Annotated in this window: 14 protein-coding genes; 9 read left to right on the top strand and 5 right to left on the bottom strand. The window is 64.1% G+C overall.

Going from position 1 to position 20205, the window contains the following annotated elements:
* Nucleotides 1–22 precede the first annotated feature (22 nt).
* The 4 genes from EA187_RS17670 to EA187_RS17655 all read left to right on the top strand — a co-directional run bounded on the left by EA187_RS17670 (nt 23) and on the right by EA187_RS17655 (nt 3816).
* The gene (locus EA187_RS17670) at nt 23–472 is read left to right on the top strand and encodes an Hsp20/alpha crystallin family protein (RefSeq protein WP_115607432.1); all 450 of its coding nucleotides are present in this window, start codon (nt 23–25) and stop codon (nt 470–472) included.
* Nucleotides 473–540: 68 nt separating this feature from the next.
* The gene (locus EA187_RS17665; protein WP_115607433.1) at nt 541–984 is read left to right on the top strand and encodes an Hsp20/alpha crystallin family protein; all 444 of its coding nucleotides are present in this window, start codon (nt 541–543) and stop codon (nt 982–984) included.
* Between the two features lie 193 nt (nt 985–1177).
* Complete coding sequence (locus EA187_RS17660; protein ID WP_127781113.1) at nt 1178–2494, top strand: hypothetical protein; 1317 nt, start codon at nt 1178–1180, stop codon at nt 2492–2494.
* Nucleotides 2495–2496: 2 nt separating this feature from the next.
* Nucleotides 2497–3816: an MgtC/SapB family protein gene (locus tag EA187_RS17655; protein ID WP_127781112.1), complete on the top strand. Its 1320-nt coding sequence runs from the start codon at nt 2497–2499 to the stop codon at nt 3814–3816.
* Between the two features lies 1 nt (nt 3817).
* Here the strand turns inward: EA187_RS17655 and EA187_RS17650 are convergent, their stop codons facing one another.
* The 4 genes from EA187_RS17650 to EA187_RS17635 form a co-directional block, all read right to left on the bottom strand.
* Nucleotides 3818–5239 (bottom strand): DsbA family protein, encoded by a 1422-nt coding sequence (locus tag EA187_RS17650; RefSeq protein WP_164856377.1) that lies wholly within the window; start codon nt 5237–5239, stop codon nt 3818–3820.
* Nucleotides 5240–5309: 70 nt separating this feature from the next.
* Nucleotides 5310–6734: a DsbA family protein gene (locus tag EA187_RS17645; protein WP_164856376.1), complete on the bottom strand. Its 1425-nt coding sequence runs from the start codon at nt 6732–6734 to the stop codon at nt 5310–5312.
* Nucleotides 6735–6966: 232 nt separating this feature from the next.
* Nucleotides 6967–8958: a DsbA family protein gene (locus tag EA187_RS17640; RefSeq protein WP_115607442.1), complete on the bottom strand. Its 1992-nt coding sequence runs from the start codon at nt 8956–8958 to the stop codon at nt 6967–6969.
* Nucleotides 8959–9178: 220 nt separating this feature from the next.
* Nucleotides 9179–9967, bottom strand: a complete 789-nt coding sequence (locus tag EA187_RS17635; RefSeq protein WP_127781109.1) for a hypothetical protein — start codon at nt 9965–9967, stop codon at nt 9179–9181.
* A gap of 317 nt (nt 9968–10284) precedes the next feature.
* Here EA187_RS17635 and EA187_RS17630 point away from each other — a divergent pair, with 317 nt between their 5' ends.
* The 3 genes from EA187_RS17630 to EA187_RS17620 are packed head-to-tail and all read left to right on the top strand — an operon-like array spanning nt 10285 to nt 13127.
* Nucleotides 10285–11355 carry a Gfo/Idh/MocA family protein gene (locus EA187_RS17630; protein ID WP_164856375.1) on the top strand — a complete coding sequence of 357 codons (1071 nt, stop codon included), beginning with the start codon at nt 10285–10287 and terminating at the stop codon, nt 11353–11355.
* A 3-nt stretch (nt 11356–11358) separates the two neighbouring features.
* Nucleotides 11359–11946: an acyltransferase gene (locus EA187_RS17625; RefSeq protein ID WP_127781107.1), complete on the top strand. Its 588-nt coding sequence runs from the start codon at nt 11359–11361 to the stop codon at nt 11944–11946.
* A gap of 56 nt (nt 11947–12002) precedes the next feature.
* Entirely contained in the window at nt 12003–13127 is a 1125-nt protein-coding gene (locus EA187_RS17620; protein WP_127781106.1) for a DegT/DnrJ/EryC1/StrS family aminotransferase, read from the top strand.
* Nucleotides 13128–13174: 47 nt separating this feature from the next.
* On the opposite strand, the gene EA187_RS17615 is transcribed toward EA187_RS17620, so the two are convergent.
* Complete coding sequence (locus EA187_RS17615; protein WP_115607451.1) at nt 13175–15391, bottom strand: polysaccharide biosynthesis tyrosine autokinase; 2217 nt, start codon at nt 15389–15391, stop codon at nt 13175–13177.
* Between the two features lie 122 nt (nt 15392–15513).
* On the opposite strand from EA187_RS17615, the gene EA187_RS17610 reads away from it, so the two are divergent.
* Both EA187_RS17610 and EA187_RS17605 read left to right on the top strand, forming a co-directional pair.
* Nucleotides 15514–18024, top strand: a complete 2511-nt coding sequence (locus EA187_RS17610; protein WP_115607452.1) for a hypothetical protein — start codon at nt 15514–15516, stop codon at nt 18022–18024.
* A gap of 230 nt (nt 18025–18254) precedes the next feature.
* Nucleotides 18255–20174 (top strand): polysaccharide biosynthesis protein, encoded by a 1920-nt coding sequence (locus tag EA187_RS17605; protein ID WP_164856374.1) that lies wholly within the window; start codon nt 18255–18257, stop codon nt 20172–20174.
* Nucleotides 20175–20205 lie beyond the last annotated feature (31 nt).

Raw genomic sequence — 20205 nt, 5'->3', positions numbered from 1 at the left:
TAACTCCAAGTGGAGGTATTCGATGAGTACTTCGCCGTGGTTTGACGATCCTTACCAGCTCTTTCGCCAGGAGCTCCGCTCAATGATGGGCGGGACCTCCGTCTTCCCCTTTCAGCGCCGCGACGGACAGACAGCCGGGGGCCGGACCATGGGCGTGTTCCCCCCGGTCAACATCTACGATAACGGCGACGCGTTCATGATCCGCGCCGAAATGCCGGGCATCGATCGCGACTCGTTGGATGTCAGCTCCAAAGCCGACCAGGTTGTGATCCGCGGAGAGCGCAACCTGGAGCGCATGGAAGATGCCGACGTGCATCGCCGTGAGCGCGACGCCGGCCAGTTCCGCCGCGCCATCACGCTGCCTCAGCCCGTTGATGTCTCGAAGGTCGAAGCGACCTACACCCACGGGATCCTGGAGATCATCGCGCCGCGCAAAGAAGACGTGCGCCCGCGACGCATCACCATCACATGATTCCGCGACCTTCAGGACTGAGCGTTGATAGACGCGCTGTATCACCCGACTTTTCAGGGAGGACGATCATGGCCCGTACATCCAAAAGCACTCAAAGCTCCAATGGCAACACGCAGGGCACAAGTCAGGAGATTGCAGTTCACCGTAAAGAAGAGCTTCAGGAGGCCGAGGGCACCCGCGAGGGCACCTACTTTCGGCCCAACGTCGACATCTATGAGACCTCCAAAGCGCTGACGCTTGTGGCCGATGTGCCCGGCACCGCTGCGGAAGATTTTGAGATCGATCTTCGCGACAACCTGCTCACCATTGTGGGGAGCGTACGCGAGGTCGAGCCGGGCTGGCAGCCCCTCTACTCGGAGTATCGGGTGGGGCATTTCATGCGGCAGTTCCGCGTGGGCCAGCAGATCGATCAGACGAAGATCAGCGCCGAGATCACCGACGGTGTACTCAAGCTGACGCTTCCGAAGGCTGAGAGCGCCAAACCGCGCAAGATTGAAGTGCGCACGGCGTGATCCAGAAGTAGTAACGTGCCGGCTGGGGCGCGTAAGGGTGAGCCCGGGCTGATGTTAAGCAGCCCGGGCTCATTTTTTTCTTGAGCTGGCGAGGCGATAGCCATCGCCCCGAGAATTTGCGAGACTTTATCTTTGACCAGACCGGGGCGGCAGTTAGCCCCGCTGCCGCACTTATTCTGAATGGAGGTCGAGGGTGACGTCTCGCACGCTGATCACATCCAGCCGCCCGATTATTTATGCGCTGGCCACCTCATTGCTCACGCTGAACGGCTGCAGCTGTCATGACGAGGATGACTACTTCTGGGAGTTTGAAGAGCCCCCGTTGGAGGCGTCCATCGACGTGGGGCAACCTCCTGAAGATATCGGCGCGCCGGACGAGGGCTTTGTACCTGTGGATGTCGGTGGTGAGCCGGAAGACCCGGAAGATTGGGACTGGGCGTTTCCCGACCCGGAGATCGAGCCGGAACCGCCGGAGTGGGATGAGACGGAGTGGCGCAGTGAGGTGGTGGCCGAGGGGCTACCGAGGTTCTTTGCGAGCAACGATCGCACCAGCGTGGTCGTCGACCGCCAGGGCACAGTGTGGCTTGGGTACCATCGCTGCGCCGAGCGCACCTGCGCGGACCCGGAGCTTGTGGTGGCGCGCCGCCCGGTGGGTGGGTCGTGGATCTTTGAGTCCATCGACCAGCATGAAGGTCTCTTCGGCCTCTCGGTGATTCACGCCAATGAGCCGCTGGCGGTGTATCTCGACGCCCCCGACCAGAGCCTGGCCCTTGCCCAACGCCGACCCGGCGGAGGGTGGATCATCGATCGCGTCGCCGAGGGGCGAGTGAGCGCAGCTGACGGCTTTGACATCACTCATGACCGGGCGCGTTTTTATTTGAGCTATGCGCAGCAGGGCGAAGATCGTGTGGAGTTTTATACCTACAACACCGCCAGCCCTGCGCCGCTGTGGCGACGCCTGCGCGATCTTTCGCCGGCGACCTCCGCGGCCTTTGATGAAGGCTTGAAAGCGGGCAACGCGCTGGATTTCTACCTGATCCACCGTGGCATGGGCGCGAACTTCCAGATCTCGCGTTATGATGTCGGCCAGGATGCCTGGACGACCTCTCAGCGAGACTACACCACCCAGGTCAGCGCGCTGGTCTACCGTCAAAACGGGCAGCTCTGCGTGAGCGGCTCAGGAAACAGCGGGCTGGTCGTCGACTGTGGCGACTTCGAAGATCCGATCTCGCAACGCGAGTTCTTCAACAACGGCCAGACCTATTACCTCTCATCGATGATCGAAGCTCGCGACGAGACGCTTTTTGTGGCCTACCATAACGCCGACGAACAAGATTTGCGCGTCGCTCGCAGCGACGAAGACCGCTGGCGGTGGAGCTCCGAGCGCGTTTTTGAGGGCCCGACCTACGGCGTCTCCACCGCCATCGACCACCGCGACCATGTGTTGGTCTCGTACTACTACTGCCCGGGCGACACCTGCGAGGTGCGCCTGATGGAGCGCGTGCCTTAACCTTGGAACCTTCCACCGTACTTGATTTTGGGATGGTGCGCGCAGTGGCTGTGAGCCTGGCACTGGGCGGCATCATCGGCCTGGAGCGCCAGAGTCACCGGGAGCCGGAGAGCCCGCTGGGGAGCGTGGGGGTGCGTACCTTCGCGCTGAGCTCGCTGCTGGGCACCGTCTCGGTGATCGCGCAGAACATCTTACCGGGACTGCCCTACGTGGTGGGGCTGGGCTATTTCGCGCTGCTTGTGGCTTTTTTCTGGCATGAGCGCCGCGCCACCGAGCATGAGGTGGGCATTACCACGCAGATCTCGGCGATGGTGGTCTTTGTGCTGGGCGTGCTGGTGCCAAGCATGCCGATGGTAGCCGCGTCGATCGCGGTGATCGTGGCCATTGTACTCTCGCTCAAGCGCCACACCACGACCTTTGTGCACCTGCTCACACCGGCGGAGATCGTCTCGACGATGAAGTTCTTGCTGGTGACGGTGGTGCTCCTGCCGCTCTTGCCCGACCAGCCGGTGGACCCCTGGGGGATCTATAACCTGCGCGAGATCTGGCTACTGGTCGTGCTGATCAGCGGGATCAGCTTTCTGGGTTATTTTGCGATCCGTTTTCTGGGGACGAGCCGCGGGCTGGTGCTCACCGGGGTGCTTGGTGGAATGGCGTCAAGCACGGCGGTCGCACTGGCGATGTCGCGCCAGGTTCATCAGAACCCGCGCTCGCGTACGGTGCTCTTATCCGCAGCGTTTGCGATCATGCTGGCCAACGCTTTTATGTTTGCGCGGGTGACCGTGGCGGTGGCGGTGGTGAACCTGGAGCTGGTCAAGACGCTGTGGTTGCCCTTTGTGCTGATGGCCATTCCAGGCTCGGTGGTAGCCGGGCTGCTGTGGGTCACGCTGGTCAGCCATGTGCGCGACCGCCCCGAGGGACGCGATGAGCCAGCGACGATCGATGAAGGGATGACTCTGGAGATTCGCAACCCCTTTGAGCTCGTGCCCGCCCTGAAGTTCGCGCTCTTGCTGGTGGTGATCATCGGCGTGGCCAAGGGCCTGGGGCAACTCTACGGCTCGCAGGTGATCTACCTCACCGCGATCTTCGGTGGCCTGGCCGAAACCAACGCCATCAGCCTGGCGGTGGCACGCATGGAGGCCGGCGGCGAGTTGAGCGCACCGCTGGCCACCCAGGCGATTGTCATCGCGATTCTGACCAACAGTCTGGTCAAGGCGGCGCTGAGCGCCATCATCGGCTCGCGACGCCTGGGGGCCTATGTGGCGATGGGGCTCGCGCCGATCATGGCGGTGGGGCTGCTGGCGGCGTTTTTGCTGCTCTGATTCAACGCGCGCCGGGCTGCTGCTCAGCCGCGTTGAGAATGGCCTCGTAGAGCTCTCGCCCGGAGATGTTGCGCACCTGTGCGACCCTCTCGGCGATCGCGGCCTTCTCGTCAACCAGGCGCTGGAGGTCCTCCAGCGGAGCCAGCCCCACCACGCGCTGACCATTGATGAACGCGGTGGGGATGCCGACGACATCGAGTTCGATGGCGAGACGTTGGTCAGCGTCGAGGCGCGCGCGGCTCTCCTCGGCGTTGACCTGTGCGGGATCGACGCCCAGCTCCCTGAGTTTTTCATCCATGCGTTCAAGTAGCTCAGGGCCCTGTGACCAGGCGTCTTCGGGAAGCTCGGCCAGCCAGCCCAGGAAGCGCTGGCCGCGGGAGCTGTCATCCAGCGACGCCGCAGCGAGCGCGCGGTGGGCAAACGCCAGCACCTCATCGTCACTGTGCGGAAGTTGAAAGGTCACCACGCGGACGCGTTGCGGGTCGCCAGCCTGGAGTTCGGCCAGACGACGGTGCATCTCAACGCTGGGCTCCGAGCCCAGGCTGTGGAAATGCGCAATCTGCACCAGGGCCTGCTCGTCGTCGCCGATCACCGGACGGCCGGGGTGGTACATCGGCACACGACTGGCGCGGGCCTGCGCACTTTCGTGTTCGGCCTGGGCGGCCTGAGCTTGCCGTGAGCGCGGCAGAAGCGCTCGGACGCTGTGCGCGTAGACCTCCTCACGCTTCATTTCGCCATCGTCCACCGCACCACGGGTGGCCTCCCCCACATCGTAGATCGCGCGCATGTAGACCGCCGGAGGCTGCGCGCCGGGAATGTAACCCCCGTTGATATAGACGGCGGGCACCGCGCTAAGGCCCAGCTCTTCGGCCAGAGCCTCATCGCGTGCGATGCGCTCGGCGACCTCAGAATCGGCCAGGTCGCGCTCGAAGCGCTGCATATCCAGCTCCAGCGCATTGGCCAGACGGCGAAGCTCGGCCTGCGGGTCGCCCTCGCGCAGTTCAGCAGCGTTATCAAAGAGGAGGTCGTGCATCTCCCAGAACTTGCCCTGCTCCCGGGCCGCCTCGCTGGCCTGAGCCAGCAGCCGGGCATGAGGGTGGGAGTCCAGCGGGACATGTTTAAAGACGACCCGTGCTCTCCCTTCCGGTTGTTCGGCCATCACCTGGTCAAGCGTTGCCGCGAGCCGCCCGCAAAAGGGGCATTGGAAATCGCCAAAGACCACCACGGTGACCCAGGCGTCGGGGGCCCCGCGGACGGGGCTCCCCTCCACGGGTAAGAGTTCGCTGTCGACCATCTCGATGGTCGGGCGTTCGGCGGCGCTTTGCTCCTGAGTGTCGGCGGGCGGCGTGGTGCCGCATGCGGCCAGCGTCAGGCTCAAGGCAAGAGTGAGAAATCCACGTCTGAATTCAAAGCGATGTCGCATATCTTCTCCATTCACGTTCGGACGCCGGTTCATCCTGGTTGGATTCAGGCCGGCAACCGGGCGGCATGCGTCATTCGCCGGCCGACTCCAGACGAGCTTCGATCAGGCGTTCGTAGAGTGCCTGGCCCTGGAGCTCGGGGCTCTGTTCGCGCAGGCTTTGGGCGCGCTCGATCTCGTCATCGATGATGGCCTCGAAGTTCTCAAGAGGCTGTGCGCCCACCACAAAGCGGCCGTTGATGAAAAAAGACGGGGTGCCGCGCACACCGGCGTCGAGCCCCTGCTCCTGCTGACGGGCGACACGCTCGGCGACCTCCTCGCTCTGCAGCGCGGAGGCGAAAGCGGCCTGGTCGAGTTGCAGCTCGGTGGCGAGCTCGTCGATGAGTTCGGGACCGAGTTCGCGCTGACGCGCGTAAATGGCGTCGCGCATCTCCCACCCCTTGCCCTGCTCCTGGGCGGCGACCACTGCCCGCGCAGCAAGCTCACTATCCCCATGAAATTGAAGGGGAAAATGTTTAAAAACAACACGCAACTTCTCGCCGTAGCGCTCCTTGAGCGCTGCCAACGTGGGAAGCGCGCGAGCACAGAAAGGGCACTGCAGGCTGGAGAACTCCACGATCGTCACCAGAAAGTCCTCACCGGATTGGTGAATGAGCTCGTCACCCTCCACAGGCACAGCGACGAAGTTTGGGCCGGACGTGTCGACGCGAGCGGCTTCCTTCTGGGCGCGCTCCGCCTGAGCGCGGGCCTGAACCCTGGCGAGCGCAACGGATCGCGCGTAGCGCTCGGCTTGAGGTACGCCTTCGGCTTCGAGCAAAGCGTGGCGTTCCAGCGCTCGGGTGATGGCCGCCTCGAAGACTTCCCGGGGTTGCGCGCCACGCACCAGCTCCCCGTTGATCATAAAGGTCGGCGTGCCCTGAATGCCGAGCTGGCGAGCGAGCTCCACATCGCGCTGGATACGCGCGTCGAGCTCAGAGGAGTTGGCGATGGCCTCGGCATAACGCCTTTCATCCAATCCGATGCGCGCGGCGAGCTGTCGGCCGGCGGCGTCGGCCCCGCTCTCGGTCATGGTGCGCTGGCTGGCGTAGAGGCTGTCGACCATCGGCCAGAAGGCCCCCTGCTCACGAGCAGCCTCGGCAGCCAACGCCGCCGGATGCGACTCCGGCTGAAATGAGAGCGGAAGATGCCTGTACACGAGCTGCACCTCGTCGGGATAGGCCTGAAGAAGCTCCACGACCGTCTGGCGAGCGCGGGCCGAGAAGGGGCATTGCAGGCTGGAGAACTCCACAATGACCACCGGCGCGTGTGGATTGCCCTGACGCGGGCTCTCGCCCAGGGGGACCAGCTCGCTGGCCTGCCAGTCCGGTGCCGCCGGGGTTTCGGGGGTTGCCGGGCTGGCAGCGCAGCCGACCAGAGCGAGCATCGCGATCAGCGCGGCGCACAGGGCCGCGCCAGAGGTCGAGGTTTTATGCGGTTCAAAGAGGGTCGGCATGCGCATCTTCTTCTCATCCTGGGGGGAAACGCTTCGAGTGTGCCACAGGGGTATCATCATCTCGGCCCGTCGTAGCACGGGCGGCCATACGGGCAAAAGTCGCATGCCAAAAGGCCTATGCGCCGCCGAGGCATGGGCGTTTCTCGATCCCCCAAAAAAAACGCCGCCTCCCGGGTGGGAGGCGGCGAGTGGTGCGACGCGTCAAAGCGCCGAAGATTCGGCGCTTCTACGGCTTCTCTTAGAGTTCAGCGTCGATCAGCTCTTTGAACTTCTCAAAGGGCTGGGCGCCGACCACGCGGGTGCCGTTGACGAAGAACGCCGGGGTGCCGGTCACGCCGACCGAACGGCCCTCTTCGGCTTCGTCCTTAACCTGCTGGGCGATGGCGGGATCGTCGAAGTCCGCCTTGAACTTGTCCATGTTCAGGCCAAGCTCACCGGCGAGGCGCTCCCAGAGGCCGTCTTCGCGGAAGCTACGCTGGTTTTCGTAAAGCAGGTGGTACATCTCCCAGAACTTGCCCTGCTTGCCGGCGGCAAGCGCCGCGCGAGCGGCCGGCTCGCTCTGAGCCTGGAAGGGAAGCGGGAAGTTCTTGTACACCACGCGCACCTTGTCGCCGTACTCTTCCTTCACGCGATCCAGGGTCTCGGCGCCACGGGCGCAGAAGGGGCACTGGAAGCTGGAGAATTCGTAGATGGTGACCGGAGCGTTGGCCGGACCCATGGTGTAGGAGTTACCGACCGAGAGGGCGTCGTCAGCGATCTTGGGCGCGGGGGCCGCGGGACGCTCGGGGGCAGCTGCAGGAGCAGCTTCGGCGACGTTCTCTTTGTTGTACTCGACCACGGCCTCGTAGAGGGCCTCGCCGGAGAGGTTGCGATCGGACTTGATCTTCTCGGCGATCTCGATCTGCTTCTTGACGTGATCTTCGAAGACAGCCAGGGGCTGGGCGCCGACAACCTTGATGCCGTTGACCAGGAAGCCCGGGGTGCCGCGAATGCCGGCCGACTGGCCGTCACGCTGGGCCTGCTTGACGATCTCGGCGGTGGCCGGAGCGGCGTAGTCCGCCTTGAACTTGTCCATGTTCAGGCCAAGCTGACCGGCGAGCTCTTCGAACTTCGCTTCGCCCAGCGAACGCTGGTTGTCGTAGAGAAGCTGGTACATTTCCCAGAACTTGCCCTGGTTACCGGCGGCGACCGAAGCGCGCGAGGCCGGCTCGCTCTGCTGCTGGAAGCCAAGCGGGAAGTGCTTGAAGACCACGCGGACCTGGTTGGGGTACTTCTCAACCAGCTGCTTGATGGTCTCGGAGCCACGCGCGCAGAAGGGGCACTGGAAGCTGGAGAACTCCATGATGGTCACGAGCGCCTGGTCGGCGCTGGCACCCTTGGCGTAGTCGGCGTCGCGCACCGGAACCATGTGCACTTCGGTGGCCGGCTCAGCCTTACGCTCAGCCTGCTGAGGGGCGGGCGCGCTCTTGAAGTTCTTGTCGACCATCGCCGCGTAGATGCCGTCGCGGCTGGTACCGGCGGCCAGCAGCTCTTCGACTTCGCCGAGCTGCTTCTTGACGATTTCTTCGAAGCGGGCCAGGGGCTGGGCACCGTTGACAACTTCGCCGTTGACGAAGAAGTGCGGGGTACCGCGAACGCCCAGGCTTTCGCCGAGCTTCTGATCTGCGTCGATCGTAGCCACGATGGCGGGATCGTCGTAGTCGGCCTTGAACTTCTCAACGTCCATGCCGAGCTCAGCAGCGTACTTCGCGCCCAGATCTTTCACATCGCCCGAGCGGTAGGCCTGCAGGTCAGCGAACATCTTCTCTTTCATCTCCCAGAACTTGCCCTGGCGCTCGGCGGCCATCACGACGCGCGAGGCGTCCTTGGCCTGGGCCTGGAAAGAGAGGGGGAAGTTCTTGAAGACCAGACGCACGTCGTTGGGATACTTGTCAGCCAGCTCCTTGAGCGTGCCAGCAGCGCGGCCACAGAAGGGGCACTGCATGCTGGTGAACTCAACAATGGTGACCGGCGCATTGGCCGGGCCGTAGGTCGGGCTGTCGCCCACCGGAATCTTGGTGCTGTCTTTGCCGGCCTGAGCGCTGGGCGCGACGGCGGCGCCGGGGGCGCTTCCGGCGGTCGGGGTGGTGTTTTTAGTACCGATGAAGAAGCCGATGCCGAGGCAAATCACGGCCACGGCGATGAGCATCAGCGCACCTACGCCATTGCTCTGTTGGGAATGTCCTGCCATGGGTTTACTCCTGATGTTCAGGTTTGGGGGCAAACCGTGCAAAGCGCACAGCTCGCCGAATCGTGAAACAAACACGTGTTGATACGTAAGATTTCAAGCCGCGATGCGGCCACAGCGTTTGCGGGCGCAGGTTGTTGCACAGCGCGCGCGCCGGCTCAAGCGTCAAACGCAACGCTGCGTTTGATGCATAGAGCCGAACTCAGGCTGTAGCTAAGGCCGCTCAGCTATGTTGAGGGGGCTCTTCGAGCAGGCGTCGGTGCTCAAGAGCGGGGCCAACACGCAGGCGCTCCAGCGCGGGCTGCGTGGGCGGAGAGGAAAGCACAGGGTAACGCGTCGCGTAGAGCTCAACAGGAGAACGTACAGTCACGAGCCCGATGAACGCCGTGCCGGCCGTGGCCGGTGGGAGGCTTCGGCAGAGCTCGCTGTACTCCGAGCAGGTCAGTGGGCTTTCGTGTTGAAGGGGAGCGCTGCGCTCCATCGAATCGACCAGCGCGGCCAGCCATGGGCGCTCGGGGAGCGCGGCCGGGGCCTGCTGATGGCGGGGGATATGCCCGGTGCTCTGAACCCCCATCTTCGCAACCACATCAAAGAGCGCGCCGGCGGCCTCTTCAGCCTGATAGCGCGCCAGAAGATCGGGGAGCGTAGAAACGGGCTCTCGCGTGCCTTCAAAGCAGATGTTGTATTCAGGGTTGGTCGGATCGATGCCTGACGATGCTCCGCAAGGCTTGTCGTTCTCCGCGCTCGGAGCCGGAGTTTCAAAGCTATCCGGCTCGACCGGTGTCAACGGACCAAATCCCCAGGACACCATACGATCGAAGGCCTCGCGGGCCTGCGACGACGCCGCGGCCTGCATCGGGTGTTCAAAGCCCCCGGTGCAGGTTGGCTGCACGGGCACCCCTTCCATCGCCGAGGCTCCTGTCGGAACCAGCATCACCGCCCAGAGCACAAGACTGAGCGCCCACCCGAGGGGGCGTCGCAGCTGCAGGCGCTGTGAGGTGATGCGTTTCATAGGCGATAACTTCGACACGGCATCCGGTCGACTGAAGAGGTTGCGACAGAAGCGAACCCTAGGGAAGTGCGTCCCGAAGCGCAAGTCGTCGACAGAGTTCTCAAGCGGCGCGGGTACGCGATGTGAATACACCACGTTGGCGATGTTATTCCGACGTACGGACGAGGCGGGAGAAGATCGGGATTCGAGCCTGAAGAGAGCTTGTCGACTGCCGAGACGACCCCCGAGCAACGAACGCCATCAACCCGGCGAAGATCCTGGAAGCCGACCGTGTTTCGGTGTATCTCTTGCCGGCTGATGCCCCGACGATGTTCGATATGAGGCCTCCCCTGAGCGATACAGCCCCCCTCTCCCCTCTTGCTCCCCGTCGTATTGCGCTGGTTGGCTGCGGCCACGTGGCCGAGCGCCACGCGCGCGCGCTGCAATGGCACGGTCCACGTGTTGACGTGGTTGGCGTGGTCGATCCTGACACGCACCGCCGGCAAACGCTGGGCGCACTCCTTGAAGCGCCGGCCTTCGCCTCGCTGGATGAGCTGCTCGCCGAGCGTTCCCCGCAACTTGTGAGCATCGCCACACCGACCGGGCTGCACTGCACTCAGGCGCTGAAAGTCGCCGGCGCGGGTGCTGACATCATCCTGGAAAAGCCCCTGAGCACCTCGCTTGAGGAGGCGCGCCAGATGGTCATGCAGGTGCGGGAGTTCGGGCGCAAACTCTTTGTGATCAAGCAACTGCGCCATCATCCGCTCTTTCTGGCGCTGCGCGAAGCGGTGCGCAACGAGCGCTTCGGGCGCATCTTCAGCGTGGGGTTGGAAGTCTATTGGAATCGCAACCAGGCCTACTATGACGCGGCCTCCTGGCGGGGAACGCGCGAGTACGACGGCGGCGCCCTGATGAATCAGGCCAGCCATTATGTGGATCTGCTCGCCTGGATCTTCGACGAGCCCGATGAAGTCTATGCGACCGGGGGCACGCTGGGGCGACGTATCGATGTGGAAGATACCGCCCTTCTGAGCCTGCGTTGGCCCGGTGGTGCGCTGGGAAGCGTGCATGTCTCGATGTTGGCCTACCCCCGCAACCTCACTACCAGTCTGACAGTGCTCGGTGAGCGTGGCACGGTGCGGCTGGGGGGCCCGCGCTGCGACCGTGTGGAAGCCTGGGAGTTTGCAGAACATACCCCACAAGATGATGTGATTGCGGAACTGGCCAGCTCCGTCGAAGACATCCTCTCGGGGGGGCATGCGCACGTCTTCGGGGCGATTTTTGAGCATCTTAACGGAGTCCCTGACGCGCCGATTGTCACCGGCGAAGAGGGGCTGCGCTCGCTGGCGATCATCGACGCGGCGTATGCCTCGATGCGAGCGCATCAACCGCTGCGCCTGGAGCGCTGAACCATGACGCATCATGACGCTCTTGCCGAAGCCTGGGCCCATCCCAGCGCGATCATTGATGAAGGGGCCCACCTGGGCGGTGGCACCCGCGTATGGCATTTTGCCCATGTGTGTGCCGGCGCCACCATTGGCCAGCGATGCAGTCTGGGGCAGAACGTGTACGTAGCTCCCAGCGCGAAGATCGGCGACGGGGTGAAGATCCAGAACAACGTCTCGATCTACGACGGGGTGATCCTCGATGACGATGTGTTCTGCGGCCCGAGCGTGGTCTTTACCAACGTGCGCCACCCCCGCGCGCACGTCTCGCGCCGGCATGCCTACCAGACCACCCGCATCTGTCGAGGGGCAACCCTGGGTGCCAACGCCACCGTAGTGTGCGGGGTGGAGGTGGGCGAGTTTGCCTTTGTGGGCGCGGGCGCGGTGGTTACCGCCGATGTGGCGCCCTATGCGCTGGTGGTCGGTCAGCCGGCCCGTCAGATCGGATGGAGTTGCCGTTGCGGGCTGACTCTGCCTGCGCCAGAGTCGCAGTGCACCTGCACAGAATGCGGCCAGCGCTACACCTTGAGCGAAGGTACGCTCAAGCCAGTTTAAGCGACGTCGATGATGTGCTGAGGCGCCTGGTGGGCGCCTTCCCCCCGGAGTTCGCAATGGGTGTTCCTTTTTTTGATCTGACGCGTCAGTACGCCGCGCTCGAAGACCTTATCCGCCCGGCCGTCGACGAGGTGTTGCGGACGCAGCGCTGCATCGGCGGTTCCTACGTCACGGAGCTTGAGCAGGCGCTGGCCCGCCATGTGGGTGTGGCGCACGCGGTGGGCGTCTCCAGCGGTACGGACGCATTGCTGCTGAGCTTGATGGCGCTAAATCTTAAGCCCGGCGATGAGGTCGTCACGTCGCCTTTTACATTTTTTGCTCCCGTCGGCTCGATCCTTCGCCTGGGGGGCCGACCGGTCTTTGTCGATATTGAGCCCGACGGGTTCAACCTGGACGCCTCCAGGGTTGAAGACGCGCTGGGTGAGAAGACCCGGGCGGTGCTTCCGATTCACCTCTTTGGTCAATGCGCGCAGATGGACCAGGTGATGGCGGCGGTGCAGAACGCGCCGGGGGTGGCCGTCATTGAAGACCTGGCCCAGGCACTCGGCGCGAGCTTTGAGGGGCACCAGGCCGGAAGTTTCGGGCTGGCCGGCTGCGTGAGCTTTTTCCCCACCAAGAACCTGGGGGCGGCCGGCGACGGCGGCATGGTCTTCACCAATGACGACGCGTTTCACCAGCGGCTTCGGCTGCTGGGGCGTCACGGCGCAAACCCCAAGTACCATCACGTGGAGGTGGGCGGTAACTTTCGCCTCGACGCCCTTCAGGCGGCGATCCTCTCGGCCAAACTCCCCCATCTTCGCTCCTTCTGCGAGCGCCGACGCGCCCACGCCGCCTACTACAATGAAGCGCTGGCCGGCCTTGAAGGCCTGAAGCTCCCGCGGCATACACCGGGCCATCGCCCCGTCTACAACCAGTATGTCGTACGCGTTGCCGATCGCGCGCGCCTCATCGCTCACCTGGAAGCCCGGGGCATCGGCCACGGCGTCTACTACCCCGAGCCCCTTCATACCCAGCCGGCGCTACGCGAACTTGGCTACCAGCGGGGCGACTTTCCCCACGCGGAGCGGGCCTGTGAGGAAGTTCTGGCTCTACCCGTCTTCCCGGAGCTTCGTGACGATGAGCGCGAGGCCATCGCCGACGCGGTGCGCGAGGCCATGCACCAAAAAACGCCCGCGCTCTGAGCGAGCAACGGGCGCTTTAAGGTTCATATGATCTACGGGAAGGCCGCTTAGCTGGCCATCTTCCCGCCCTTCGAGTCGCCGGAGTCGCCCGGCTCGTCGTAGCGGTAGCGGTAATAATACGCGTAGCCGTAGCCGGCGTTCTCGTCGATGTCGTTGAGCACCGTGCCGCCGAAGGGCGCCCCGATGGACTCCAGCTGCTCGATGGAGCGGCGCAAAAGCTCCTGGCGGGTCTGACCGAACTTCAGGATCAACAAGACCACATCCGCCGAATGACTGAGCACCAGGGCGTCGGCCACCGCGGCCAGGGGCGGGGAGTCGAAGATAACCCGGTCGTAGTCCTCGCGAAGATCGCGCACCAGCTTACGGAATCGCTCGGTCTGCAAGAGTTCCGAGGGGTTGGGAGGCACCGGTCCGCAGGTCATCACCTCGAGGTTTTCGATACCCGTGGGGCGAACCGCCTCTTTGTAGGTGCGTTCGCCGGTGATGGCCTCGGAGAGGCCCACCGTGTTGTCCATGCCCAGGGCTTTGTGGACGCGGGGGCGACGCATATCGCTGTCGATCACCAGGGTGCGCTGGCCCGACTGCGCCAGCGCGATCGCCATGTTCACCGACGTCAGCGTCTTGCCCTCGCCGGGGCCCGGGCTGGTCATCAGGAGGACGCGTGGGGGGTTGTCCGGGGCCATGAACATCAGGTTGGTGCGCAGGGTCTTGATCGCCTCGGCAAAAGAGCTACGCGGAGCGGTATGCGTGAGCGTATCGAGCGCGGAGTCGCCGAACTTCTCCACGCCCTTGACCGCCCCGGCGTTGACCGCCGGAAGCATGCCCAGGATCGGGCGTGTGGTGTATTTGGTGACATGCTCCTCGGTCTTGACCGTGGTATCGAGAGCATCGATAAGCACCATGATCGAGCCCCCCAGAAAGAGGCCCAGGAGCAGGCCCACGGCCAGGTTCAGCGGCACCTGCGGGCTGATCGGGGCACCGGGAACATCGGCGTTCTCAAGGATCTGAATGATCTCGCTCTCATAGAGGGCGTTAAGGTCGAGCTCGTTGGTGCGGCCGAGCACCGTCTCATAGTGCTGGCGCAGGGTCTCCGTGCTGTCACGCATCTCGGTGTAGCGAAAGCCAATCTGGTTGAGTTCAGCGATCTCGGCCTTGTGGCGCTCGATCTCTTCCTGGAGGTTGGCAGTGTTGCGGCGGGTGACGGCAGCGCGGTTGGCCACCGCGGTGCGAATCCGCCCGATCTCCTCTTCGATGGAGCGACGTACCACTTCGAGCTGCTCATCAACGGCGCGCACCTCAGGGTGAGCATCGAGATAGCGTGTCTTGAGCTCGGCGCGACGCTCCAGAAGTTCGCTCTCGCGATCGAGGCCGCGTTTAAGCGCCGGGTTATCGACAAGATCGCCCAGCGCGCGCAGATCATCACCACGGGACTCCATCGTCTCGAGCTGATTGAGCAGCGCCTCCTCGGCAAAAAGACGCGCCTGCACGTCGCGCAGCTGCGTGCTGACGGCGGCCAGGCCCTCCGCAGCCATCTCGCGGCGATCTTCGAAGGTATGCGAGAGAATGTTGTTATCGCGCTGGTATTTCTGCAACTCGGAGCGCGACTCATCGAGCTCCTCGCGCTTGGTGGAGACGTAATCGTCAAACCAGTTCGCCAGCTGACGCAGCCCGCCAGTCTGAAACTCGCGGATGTACTCGACGTAGGTCTCCGAGATGCCATCGGCGATACTGGCAGCAAGCTCCGGATCTTTGAAACGCACCTGAACAAGGCCCACCCGGCTGTCGCGCTGCAGAGAATAAACCGCCACGCGCTGCAGGGTGTTGACGGCGCGCTTCATGCGCTCATCCTCATCTAACTGCTGCACAGAAGGGGATAAAAAGCCCGGGGCGTCCAGAAGACCCTCGCGTTCGATGACGCGCTGGGCAAACCATTTGGAGCCGAGCACCTCTTTCTGGGTGTTCCAGAACTGCTCGAACTGCCAGCGGCCGCCCGGATCGACAAGCTCAACCCGCTCAAACTGCTTACCAAAGACATTGGGGCGCGACTCATGAAAGATAAGTTTGCTGGTAGCCTGATAGATGCGAGGCTGTCGATCGGTCCAGAAATAGGCCGCCGCCACGCATGCGATCGAGGTGAGGATGAGCACCCAGTAAAAACGTCGAAAGAGCGCCCAGTAGCGCCCGATAAGGGCACCGAGCGACTCGCCACGCTCTTCGGGCGCGCTGCTTTGGCGTGGCTCTTGGAATCCGTACTGGTCCGACATAGTGCTCTCAGGTCATGGGGGCCCCGGGGGCCTTTTGACGACGCGGCGCGCGATCGTAGAGACTCAAGTCTGCGGCGTCAACGCCGCCCATTTTTAGGCTTGGCCACACCACGAGGCGCCTGATGGCCCGACAAAAATCCCGCCCGCTCTGGCTTAAGGTCTCCTCGATCTTGCTCGCCATTTTGCTGCTGGCAAGTCCGCTGATGGTTGGAGGGGTGCATGCGTTGAGCGCGGCGCTCCTGGCGACGCTGGCCCTTGTGGTCGTGCTTATCGGCGAGTTCGCGATGGAGGGTCGGCCAACCGGGCTGCGGCGCTGCTCTATTCCGGCGGCGGTCTTCGCGATGCTGGGGATGGTTTCGCTGCTGCAGGCGTTGCCGATGCCGGTGGGGCTCATCAACCTCGTGAGTCCGGCGAGTGGCGAGGCGTTGAGGCTGAGCTGGGAAGCGGCGTTCGGGGAGAGGGCGTTGCCGGCGTTTCGCCCGCTCTCACTTGATGCGCCGGCCAGCGCGGCGATGGCGCTCAAGTGGTTTGCGCTGAGCCTGGGGGCGCTGGCGGTGAGCAATCTGGGGCGCTGGCGCGCGCTGCGCCGTCAGGGGCTGGCCGCCGCCTCGATCATCGCGATCGTGGTCGCGCTGGCCGGTGCGATGCAGGTGCTCAGCCAGACCGACAAAATACTCGGGCTCTACCAGGCCAGCTTGCATCCCCGAGCCTGGGCCCCCTTTGTGAGCACCAACCACGCCGCAACCTACTATGCGCTGGCCACCCTTGTAAGCGCCGGTGCAGCGCTGATGTGGGCGCGGCGCCAACGCGCGTTGAGTGCAACGATGATGGTGTTCTGCGCGATCTTCGGCGTACTGACCCTGGCCCATCGCAGCGAGGGCTCGCTGCTTGCGCTGGGTTTGGCCGCTCTGGCCGGCGGGGCGGTGCTGTTTCGCCATGCCGCCACGCACACGTCCGATGCCCCCCGGGAGAAGACGCCTCATCACCGCCTGGTGTGGATCGGTGGCGGACTTGCTGCGGCACTGGTCATCGCCGGCCTTCTCTTACCGCAGCACTTTAGTGTGGCCGACTCCCTGGCACAGACCAGCCTCGAGGTGCGTCTTCATATGAGTGGGGCGGCGCTGCGTGCCGCTGGCGACTTCTGGCTGACCGGCGCCGGCGCTGGCGCCGTGGGAATGGGCTTACCCGCCTACCTCGACCCCCATATCGTGGGAATGCACAGCGTGCCCACCATTGAGAACGAGCCGGTGGAGTGGATCTTTGCCTATGGCTGGCCGGTCGGCATCGCCGCGATCGCGCTGCTCGGGATGAGTCTTGTGCTGCTCGTGCGACAGGCCCTGGCCAGCGAGAACCCTCGCATGGGGGCGATCGCAGTGGCCCTGGCTGTGGGGCTTAGCGTGGCCTCTCTCTTTCACTTTCCTTTCTTCACGCTGGGAATCTCGCTGCCGGCGTTGATGATTATTGAACTCTGCGTGGCCGGCGCCAAAACGAGCGCTCCAGGCTACCATCGCCCCCTGAGCCAGCGGCTCTACCGCGCGCTGGTCGGAGCACTGGCCGCCGGTATACTGCTGGCCTGCGGACTGCTCTGGGGGCTTTATGATGCGGACGCGCCTGACGCCGAAGAGCAGGTGAAGCAGCGGCTGGCGCTCTTCCCCACCGACGCTGCTGCCCTCGGCGATCGGAGCGTGGAGCTGCGCCAGGCAGGTCACACCGAGCGCGCGCTCGCCCTGGCCCGACGGGCCTACGCGCTCAACCCATTTCCCCATCAGGGGCTGGTGCTGGCGCGGACGTTGGTCGTCGACGGCCAGCACGAAGAGGCCGCCCGGATCTGGCGCGAGCTCTACGCCGAGCCCCATCTGGCACCGGCCAGCTGGCTGGGTGCATTTTTGTTTCGCGATCTCCACGACATTCCTCATCGCGCGCTGGCCCTGGGCCGCGCCAGCGAGTCCCTGCTGAGTTTTGCCCTGCGAGAATGCGCCCGGGTGGAGGGGCCGGCGCAGGCAGCCGAGCTCGCGCTGGCGATGCTTGATGAGCGGCCACAGAGCACGGCGTTGCGCCTGGGGCTGATACAGCTCTATCGCGAACAGAAGCTCTGGGAGCTCAGCGAGTTGTGGGCGGGGCAACTGCTGGCCATGAATCCTGGAGACCAGCAGGAGGTGCACGATCAGGTGCTGCGAGAGCTGATACAGATCTACCACCGTCAGGAGCGTCCCGAGGCCGCTCTGGCGCTGGCCGAGCGCGCGCTCCGGGGGGGCTGGCTGAGCGCCGATGTGGCGCGCGATCTTCTGCGCGTCACCGCGCCCGACCATCGCCCCGACGAAGGCGAAAGCGACCGCCAGGCCTTGCTCAACGCGATCTACGCCATCGGCTGTGCTCCCCCGCTGCACGCCCGTGACCAGGGGGTATGCTGGCGCAGTGAGGCGGCAATCGCCGAGGCGCAGGGCGATCTTCGACGCGCCCGGGTACTTCTGGAACGGCTGGTCCGCCACTACGATGAGCCTCGCGATCTGGGGCGTTTTCTCGTCCGCCATAAAAAGTGCATTGATCTGGCGGCGGTGATTCGCGACCACGGCCAGGGGCCTCACCAGCGGGCTCTGCGACAGCTGCGCTCGGAGTGCGCGCGACAACCCTGAGCGCGTTGACCCGTGGCGAGGGGGGGTTAGCTTCTGCCACATACGAATTTTAATGGCGTTCGTCCTCAGCGACCAACGCCAACGCCCCGGGGGACCGAGGCGCTCGTAGCACCCACCAACGCGTGGGGGGAACCTTTCGAACCGCGCGAACCTGCCGGATGTCGGGCAGTAACGCGCCGCAACGCGCCTCTGGGCCAGGCTGTCTCGGCCAGCGCATGGGAGCATCGCTTATGGCGATGAACACGCTGTCGCGGTGGATGGAACCTCTGAGTCGACTGCCAGCCGGCTGGCGCAGCGCAATCCTGGCGCTGGCCCACCTGGCCTTCTTCTCGGCGGCCTATCTGGGGTCATTTCTCTTTCGCTTCGATCTTCGTATCCCCGCTGAATACCTGCCCACGCTGGGCGGCGGGCTGCTCGTTTTGCTGGGGGTGAAGACGATCGTCTTTGCCTACCTCAAGATGTTCCAGGGATGGTGGAAGTACGTCAGCCTCTACGACATCATCTCGCTGGCGTACGCGCTGGCGATCTCGGCGTTGATCTTTATGGCGATTAACACGCTGGTGCTACGCCCGGAGAGCTTTCCGCGCTCGATCTACCTGCTCGACTTTACGCTGAGTCTGGTTCTTCTGGGCGGGGTACGCGGCGCGTTGCGCCTGGTGCGCGAGGCAATGGCGTTGAGCGCCACTCCACGGCGAGCGCGCAATCTGATGATCGTAGGAGCGGGCGATGCCGGCGATCTGATGGTGCGCGAGATCAACCGCAGCCCCAACCTGCGCCTGCGCCCGCTGCTCTTTGTGGACGACGACCCCTATAAGCGGGGGCTTCGCCTCCACGGCATCCCGGTGGAAGGGCCTCTCGATCGTATCGCACAGCTGGTGGAGCGCCACGATATTGAGGAGATCATCATCGCGCTTCCGCCCGAAGAGCAGCATCAGGTGAGACGGGTCATTGAGCTTGCCGCTCCACTCGGCGTTCACACCCGCATTTTGCCAGCGGTTGAGGCGATGCTGCATCAGGAGATCTCACTCGATCGCCTGCGTGAGGTCTCCATCGCCGACCTGCTACGCCGCGACCCGGTGGAGCTTGATCTGGAATCGCTGGCTGGCTTTCTCAAAGATCGACGCGTGCTGGTCACCGGTGCCGGGGGCTCGATCGGCAGCGAGCTCTGCCGGCAGATCGCCGGGTTCTCGCCCTCCACCCTGGTGTTGGTGGAACAGGCGGAGACCCCTCTCTTTGAGATCCACCGCGAGCTCAACCCGAACGACGATCGCCCCGTCGTGCCTTGCGTCGCCAGCGTGGCCGATGCAGGGCGGATGCGCGCGATCTTTGAGACGCATCGCCCCCAGGTGGTGCTTCATGCCGCGGCGTACAAACATGTGCCGCTGATGGAGCAAAGCCCGGCTGAAGCCGTCAAAAACAACGTGCGCGGCACCGAAATCGTCGCTCGCCTCAGCGCGGAGATGGGCGTGTCGACCTTCGTCCTCATCTCCACCGACAAGGCGGTCAACCCCACCAGCGTGATGGGCGCGACCAAGCGCGTCACCGAGTGGATCGTGGCGCGCCTGGGCCAGGAGCATCCGGATACACGATTTTGCGCGGTGCGCTTTGGCAACGTGCTCGGCTCCAACGGTTCGGTGGTGCCTATCTTCCGCGATCAGATCCGCCGCGGCGGTCCGGTCACGGTGACCCACCCCGAGATGACCCGCTACTTCATGACGATCCCCGAGGCGGTGCAGCTGGTCTTGCAGGCCGCCAGCTTCGAGAGCCAGGCCAGCCTTTTTATCCTCGATATGGGCCGACCGGTGCGCATCGCCGATCTGGCCCGCGATATGATCCGGCTCTCGGGTGCCAATGAAGCCATGATTCCGATCGTGTTCACCGGTATTCGCCCCGGCGAAAAACTTTTCGAGGAGCTGACCCTCGACGAGGAAGACGTCGATCGAACCGAACACGCCCAGATCTTTGTGGGCAAAACATCCAGCGGGCCTCCCGAACACTTCGACGCGCTCTACCACGAGCTTCTGGCAGCTGCCGATCGCGGCGATCACTCCGGGGTCCGTGCGTTACTTGCCGACCTGATCCCCGACTACCAGAGCCCGCATACCGACGCGACGGTTCTTGAGCTTCCTCGCCTTCGCGCCGCGCGCTGAGCCCCTTGTTGCTCGTGATCACCGTCGCTCC

It is taken from the genome of Lujinxingia sediminis (genome assembly GCF_004005565.1).
Lineage (GTDB): Bacteria > Myxococcota_A > Bradymonadia > Bradymonadales > Bradymonadaceae > Lujinxingia > Lujinxingia sediminis.
The sequence above is the reverse complement of the archived record's forward strand: the minus strand, read 5'-3'. Positions and strand labels throughout refer to the sequence as shown.